Origin of the sequence: Variovorax sp. M-6 (assembly GCF_052114385.1) — a bacterium.
GTDB lineage: Bacteria > Pseudomonadota > Gammaproteobacteria > Burkholderiales > Burkholderiaceae_C > Variovorax.
Genome location: NZ_JBFREQ010000039.1, coordinates 49,206 through 55,714 on the forward strand (window position 1 = coordinate 49,206; position 6,509 = coordinate 55,714).

The window sequence follows — 6,509 nt, forward strand, 5'->3', positions numbered from 1 at the left end:
ATCAGGTGCGGGTGATGGATGCACCGCCATCGACCAGCGATGCGGTACCGGTGACGAAAGACGAATCGTCCGAAGCCAGGTAGAGCACGGAGCGAGCCAGCTCCTGCGGCTGCGCCACGCGCTTGAGCGCATGGAGATTCGTGACGAAGGCCTGCGACTCCTTGGTGTCGTTCATGCCGCGGTACATGTCGGTGTCGACGGCGCCCGGCAGGATCGCATTGACGCGCACACCTTGCGGGCCGTATTCGGCGGCCAGCGCCTGCGTGAGGCCGATGAGGCCGGACTTGCTCGCCGCATAGGCGGCGACGCCCGGAAACGCGAAGGTGTGGCCGACGAAGGTGGAGGTGAAGATGACCGAGCCGCCCCCGTTCTCGAGCATCTGCGCGATCTGGTGCTTGGCGCCGAGGAAGGCGCCGGTCAGGTTGATCGCCAGGGTGTCGGTCCAGCCGGCTTCGGTGACGCCCGTGCTGGGGCCGCCTTCGCCCAGGACGCCTGCGTTGTTGAAGGCGATGTCGAGGCGGCCGTAGGTCGAAACGGCCAATGCGACGAGGGCGCGCGCGTAGTCTTCCGAGCGCACGTCGCCGGCGAGCGCGACGGCCTCGCCGCCGGCGGCGCGGATCTCGGCGACGAGCTGGTCGAGTTCGGCCGCCCGCCGCGCGCCGACGACCAGCCTGGCGCCTTCGGCCGCGAAGAGCTTGGCGGTGGCATGGCCGATGCCGGCGCTGGCGCCGGTGATGAGAGCGACTTTTCCTTCGAGACGGTTCACGGTGGGATCCTTTGGGTAGACTGAGGGGCTGCAGTCAGTGTGCGGGCCGCGGACCGTTTGCACCAGACGTCGAATGCCGATGCTGGCTTTCGGCAAAACCGAACGATCGGCATGGGCTTGCGGCGTGCTGTCCCTCAGCGGACCCGCCGCAAGTGCGCTTGGGACCTATATTCAAAACCTGCCGCTTCTCACAGCATGTTGCGGCGAACTTTTGCCCCAATTGGAGAGCGCCATGGCTGCCAAGCCCCCCAGTGTCAAACCGCCCTTGCGACAGCGGGCCATCAACGAGCTCAAGGAAATCGGGGTCCTCACGGGCTACCTCTTCATCGTCTTCGGCGCGATCAACGTGATGAAGGCCGCCGTGCTGCACGCCGAGGGCATCGAGCTGGTCCACTGGGGCGCCGGTTTCGTCAAGGCGCTGCTGCTGGCCAAGTTCATCATGCTGGGCAAGACGCTCAAGATCGGCGAGCACAACCGTGCCAGGGCGCTGATCTGGCCGACGCTGCGCAAGGCCTTCGCCTTCCTGGTGTTCCTGGTCGTCCTGACGGTCGTCGAGGAGGCCGTCGTGGGCCTTGTCCATCACCGGTCGATCGGCGATTCCATGAACGATTTTCTCGGCCGCCGGCTCGCGGAGTCGCTGTCCGGCATGCTGATCCTGCTGCTGGTGCTGATTCCCTACTTCGCCTTCCAGGTCCTTGCCGAAGCACTCGGCGAAGGCCGGCTGGTCAGGATGTTCCTGGTGGACCGGAACGCGGCGGCGCCGCAGCCAGCGCGCCCCGCTGAGCGGTCGTAGCGGCTGTTGCTCTCACCAGCGCGACAGGCGCTCGAGGAGCTTCGCCTTGACGTCGGCGTTGGCAAAGCTGGCGTCGATCGAATGGCGCGCGAGGGTTCGAAGATCCTCGTCCGACCAGCCGAATGCGTCGCTGCACAGCGCGTATTCGCCCTCCAGGCTCGCGCCCAGCAAGACCGGGTCGTCGGTGTTGATCGAAACGACCACGCCGGCGCGGCGCAACCGGTCGATCGGATGGTCGTCGATCGACGCATAGACCCCCAGCTTCAGGTTGGAAGTCGGGCAGATGCCAAGGGGAATCCGCCGCTCGGCCAGCAGTGCCACGAGCGCTGGATCCTCGATCGCGCGCACGCCATGATCGATGCGATCCGCGCCCAGCAGTTCGATGGCGTCGCGCACGCCCTCCGGGCCGCTGGACTCGCCGGCGTGCACGGTGCGACGCAGGCCCGCGGCGCCGGCGCGGCGGAACGCCTCTGCGAACCGCGGACTGGTCCGGCCGGCCGCAGCCTCGTTACCGTCGATCGAAAGCGCCACCACGCGTGGATGCCCAAGGGCAATCAGCGCGTCGACCAGCTCCGCCGCCGCGTCCGACGATTGCGTGCGCAGCAGGCTGACGCACAAGCCGACGGGTGGCAGGCCGTCTTGCTCGGCGGACGCAAAGCCGGCATCGATGGCGTCGATCATCTCGGGCAGACGCCCGTGCCACGCCTTCCAGTGGGTCGGGTTGACGATCACGTCGGCGTAGCCCGCGCCGCTCTCGGCCAGCCGCTGGCTGAAGCCGTAGCTCAACTCGGCCAGGCGCTCCCGCGTCGAAGCCAGCCCACAGGCCCAGTCGAGGAAATGCAGAAAATCGGCAAGCCCTTCGAACGCCAGCAGATGCTCGCGGGGCCTGGGCATCGGAACGCCTGCCTCCGTCGCCCATTGCGCGAGAACGGCGGGCTGAAAGCATCCCTCCAGATGCGCATGCACCTCCGCCTTGGGCAAGCTGCGTATTCTTTCTGTGCGAGGCGCGTGCGCGGTCGTGTGCATGGGGAGGTTCGTGAAGAGTGAATCGGCGCCGTTCGGGCCGCAAGCAGTCTCATCGAAAAATACGGGCGCGCGATACGTCGGCTCGCATAACCCCTATGAGGGCTTGCCTGCGCAGGGCCGTGGTCGCGCGGCCGCCGACGCTTCGTCGGGTGGTCGATTTCGCTTTGGGGCGCGACGCGTGGACAATGCGAGATGACCGCCCCATCCCCCGCCATCCTCACCCCCGACCATCTCGCCGTTTTGCGCGCGGTTGCCCGCATGGACCTGTCCCTCGGCACCGTCATCGGCCAGAGCCTGGGTCGACCGGTTTCCGACGATCTGGCGGCACTGCGCACACAGGGCTACGTCCGGGAAGTTTCCAGCCCCCGACAGGACGGGACGGCAAGCCATCTGCACGCGATCACGGCCAAGGGGCGCGAAGCGCTGCTGGGCCAGGACGAGCAGCGCGTCACCGCTGCGGTGCCGACGACCGGACCCCGGCCCCCCTTGCGCCGCGAAACGTACACCGGCAGCGAGATGCGCCCTTTCACGGGGCGCGCAGGCTCGATGGACGCGCTGAAGTACCCGAGCCGAGTCGGCAACGAACTGCGCTATCGCGACGAGGGCGGTGACCCTGCCGGCAAGGACGCGCGGCCGCCGCGCGAGACCTGACCCGAGCCCGGGCGACCGGTCGCGGTCAGGCCGGCCGCAGTGCAGTTCTTGCTCTTTAAGCGAATTTTTGTTCGCCCAAAGACCAGAAGGCGCTAAGATCGCCCCGTGAAGCCCAAGGACGACGAAAAACTCCGCGCCATTGCCGAAGCCACGTTCACGCTGGTCGAGCAGACCGGCCTGAGCGGCCTGACCATGGCGGCCATCGCGCGCGAGGCGGGCCTGGCCACGGGCACGCTGTACGTCTACTTCAAGTCCAAGGAAGAGCTGATGGTCGCGCTCTACGAGCAGGCCAAGACAAACACCACCGCCAGCCTCCTGCACGGCGACGACCCCAAGGCGCCGTTGCGCAGCCGCTTCCGGCACATGTGGATGAACTGGCTCGAGCACCGCCTCACGCACTATGCGCAGGTCGTGTTCCTGGAGCAGTACTACAACTCGCCCTGGTTCAGCGAAGAGAGCCGCAACCTCTCCGCCCGGCTCATCAAGGGCTGGATCGACCTGATCGACACCGCCAAGGCGCAGCAGATCCTGAAGGACGTGCCCACCGTGCTGCTGATCAACAGCTTCGCCGGCTCGGTGCGCGAGACCGCCAACCTGCTTCGCTCCGGCGCGCTCGAGCGCACCGACGCCAACCTGGCGATGGCCTTCGGGCTCTGCTGGGACGGCATCAAGGCCTGAAAGACCGGCCTGGCCGCTTGACCTGATCCCGCCACAGGTCTATTGTTTACCCGAACCGTTATTCATCGAAGAGAGAGCCCCACCATGACCACCCTCCACATCAACGGCAAGGATCGTCAGGTCGACGCCGATCCCTCCACCCCCATCCTCTGGGCCCTGCGCGACACGCTCGGCATGACCGGCACCAAGTTCGGCTGCGGCGCGGCGCTGTGCGGCGCCTGCACGGTGCATCTCAACGGCCAGCCGATCCGCTCGTGCGTGACGCCCATCTCCGCCGCGGCGGGCCAGAAGATCACCACCATCGAAGCCGTCACCGACGGCGGCGACAAGGTCGGCAAGGCCGTCTCCGCGGCCTGGGTCAAGCATGACGTGGCGCAGTGCGGCTACTGCCAGAGCGGCCAGATCATGTCGGCCACCGCCTTCCTGAAGACGCTCCCGCCCGGCAAGCTGCCCAGCGAGGCCGACATCGATTCGGCCATGGCCGGCAACATCTGCCGCTGCGGCACCTACGCGCGCATCCGTGCCGCGGTCGCCGACGCCGCCAAGACGCTGGCCTGAAGAAAAGGGAGACCACCATGAACTTCGACCCCAACACCTTCGAGCTGCCCGCCCACCTTCGCGCGCTGATGACGCGCGACGACGACCGCACCGGCACCGAATCCCAAGGCCTCGCGCGGCGCAGCTTCCTGAAGATCACGGCGGTGAGCGGCTTCGCGCTCGGCGTCTTCCCCGTGGGCGCGCTGGCGCAGGACACGAGCGCAGCGGCGGCGGCCGCCGCCAAGCCGGCCGGCCTGAAGCCGCTGCAGCAGCCGTCGGCGTTCGTGCGCATCGACCGCGACGGCACCACCACCATCACCATCAACCGGCTCGACTTCGGGCAGGGCGTGCAGACCGGGCTGCCGATGATCTTGGCGGAAGAACTCGACGCCGACTGGTCCAAGGTCAAGAGCGTGCACGGCACCAACGATCCGGCGTACATCGATCCGATGTTCGGCATGCACATCACGGGCGGCTCGGGCTCGATCAAGAACTCGTACACGCAGTACCGCGAGCTCGGCGCCCGCACGCGCGCCATGCTGGTCGGCGCGGCGGCGGCCAAGTGGAAGGTCGACCCCGCCACGCTGCAGACGCGCGATGGCTTCGTCATCGGCCCCGGCGGCAAGAAGCTGGGCTACGGCGAACTGGCCGAAGCCGCGATGAAGCTGCCCGTGCCCGAGACCGTCAAGCTCAAGGACCCGAAGGACTTCCGCCTCATCGGCAAGCCCACCGGCCGGCTCGACGCGCAGGCCAAGTCCAGCGGCCACCAGAACTACGGCATCGACATGCGCCTGCCCGGCATGCTGACCGCCGTCGTGTCCCATCCGCCGGTGTTCGGCGCCAAGCTCAGGTCGGTGGACGACAGCGCCGCGAAGGCGGTCAAGGGCGTCAAGGCCGTGCTGCGCGTGCCGCTCGACCGCGGCGCCCAGGGCGTGGCCGTGGTCGCCGATGGCTACTGGGCCGCCAAGCAGGGCCGCGATGCGCTCAAGATCGACTGGGACACCAGCGGCGTCGACAAGGTCGACAGCGAGAAGCAGCTCGCGCAGTACCGCGAGCTCGCGACCCTGCCGGGCCCGCGCAAGTACAACGCCGATGTCTCGAAGCTGCCCAGCGCGCCGCACAAGATCAACGCCGAGTTCGTGTTCCCCTACCTGGCGCACGCGCCGATGGAGCCGCTCAACTGCACCGTCCACCTGGTCGGCAACAAGGCCGAAGTGTGGACCGGCACGCAGATGCCCGGCATCGACGGCATGGCGGCCGCCACGGTGCTGGGCGTGCCGCCGCAGAACGTCAAGGTCAACGTGCAGATGGCGGGCGGCGGCTTCGGCCGTCGCGGCCTGCTGACCAGCGACTTCGTGGCCGAGGCCTGCGGCGTCGTCAAGGCCGCGCAGGCGGCGGGCATCAAGGCGCCGATCCGCACGCTGTGGAGCCGCGAGGACGACATCAAGGGCGGCTATTACCGCCCGATGCATCTGCACACCGCGAAGATCGGCTTCGACGCGCAGGGCAAGGTCACGGCCTGGGACCACGCCATCGTCGGCCAGTCTCTGCTGATGGGCACCCTGTTCGAGCAGATGATGGTCAAGGACGGCATCGACGCCACCGCCGTCGAGGGCATGAAGGAGCCGTACGACATCCCGATGCGGCTCACGGTGCACCACCCCAAGCTCAACGTGCCGGTGCTCTGGTGGCGCAGCGTGGGCTCGACCCACACCGCCTTCGTCATGGAGACGCTGCTCGACGAGATCGCCCGCACCACCAAGCAAGACCCGGTGGCGTACCGCATGAAGCTCATCGGCGACCAGCACCCGCGCCACAAGGCGGCGCTGCAGCTCGCCGTGGACAAGTCCGGCTACGGCAAGAAGAAGCTCGAAGCGGGCCGGGCCTGGGGCGTGGCGGTGCACGAGTCGTTCGACTCGGTGGTGGCCTATGTCGTCGAAGCCTCGGTGAAGGACGGCACGCCCACATTGCACCAAGTGACGGCGGGCGTGCACTGCAACCTGGCGGTCAACCCGCAGAGCGTGGAAGCGCAAGTGCAGGGGGCGGCGGTGATGGGGC

At 67.9% G+C, this 6,509-nt stretch carries 7 protein-coding genes; 5 read left to right on the forward strand and 2 right to left on the reverse strand.

Annotated features, from left to right (window positions below):
- Position 1: 1 nt before the first annotated feature.
- Positions 2–766, reverse strand: coding sequence for an SDR family oxidoreductase (locus AB4Z46_RS30455; RefSeq protein ID WP_442287296.1), 765 nt, complete (start codon positions 764–766; stop codon positions 2–4).
- 232 nt (positions 767–998) lie between these two features.
- On the opposite strand from AB4Z46_RS30455, the gene AB4Z46_RS30460 reads away from it, so the two are divergent.
- Entirely contained in the window at positions 999–1,559 is a 561-nt protein-coding gene (locus tag AB4Z46_RS30460; RefSeq protein WP_442287297.1) for a hypothetical protein, read from the forward strand.
- Between the two features lie 12 nt (positions 1,560–1,571).
- Here the strand turns inward: AB4Z46_RS30460 and add are convergent, their stop codons facing one another.
- Complete coding sequence (gene add, locus AB4Z46_RS30465) at positions 1,572–2,585, reverse strand: adenosine deaminase (protein ID WP_442287298.1); 1,014 nt, start codon at positions 2,583–2,585, stop codon at positions 1,572–1,574.
- 192 nt (positions 2,586–2,777) lie between these two features.
- Here add and AB4Z46_RS30470 point away from each other — a divergent pair, with 192 nt between their 5' ends.
- The 4 genes from AB4Z46_RS30470 to AB4Z46_RS30485 form a co-directional block, all read left to right on the forward strand.
- Positions 2,778–3,236: a hypothetical protein gene (locus AB4Z46_RS30470; protein WP_442287299.1), complete on the forward strand. Its 459-nt coding sequence runs from the start codon at positions 2,778–2,780 to the stop codon at positions 3,234–3,236.
- A 105-nt stretch (positions 3,237–3,341) separates the two neighbouring features.
- A complete protein-coding gene (locus tag AB4Z46_RS30475; protein WP_442287300.1) occupies positions 3,342–3,914 on the forward strand; it encodes a TetR/AcrR family transcriptional regulator in 573 nt (190 codons plus the stop codon).
- Positions 3,915–3,998: 84 nt separating this feature from the next.
- Positions 3,999–4,472, forward strand: coding sequence for a (2Fe-2S)-binding protein (locus AB4Z46_RS30480; RefSeq protein WP_442287301.1), 474 nt, complete (start codon positions 3,999–4,001; stop codon positions 4,470–4,472).
- Between the two features lie 17 nt (positions 4,473–4,489).
- Positions 4,490–6,509, forward strand: a 2,020-nt coding sequence (locus AB4Z46_RS30485; RefSeq protein WP_442287302.1) for a molybdopterin cofactor-binding domain-containing protein, incomplete at its 3' end; no start/stop codon positions are given.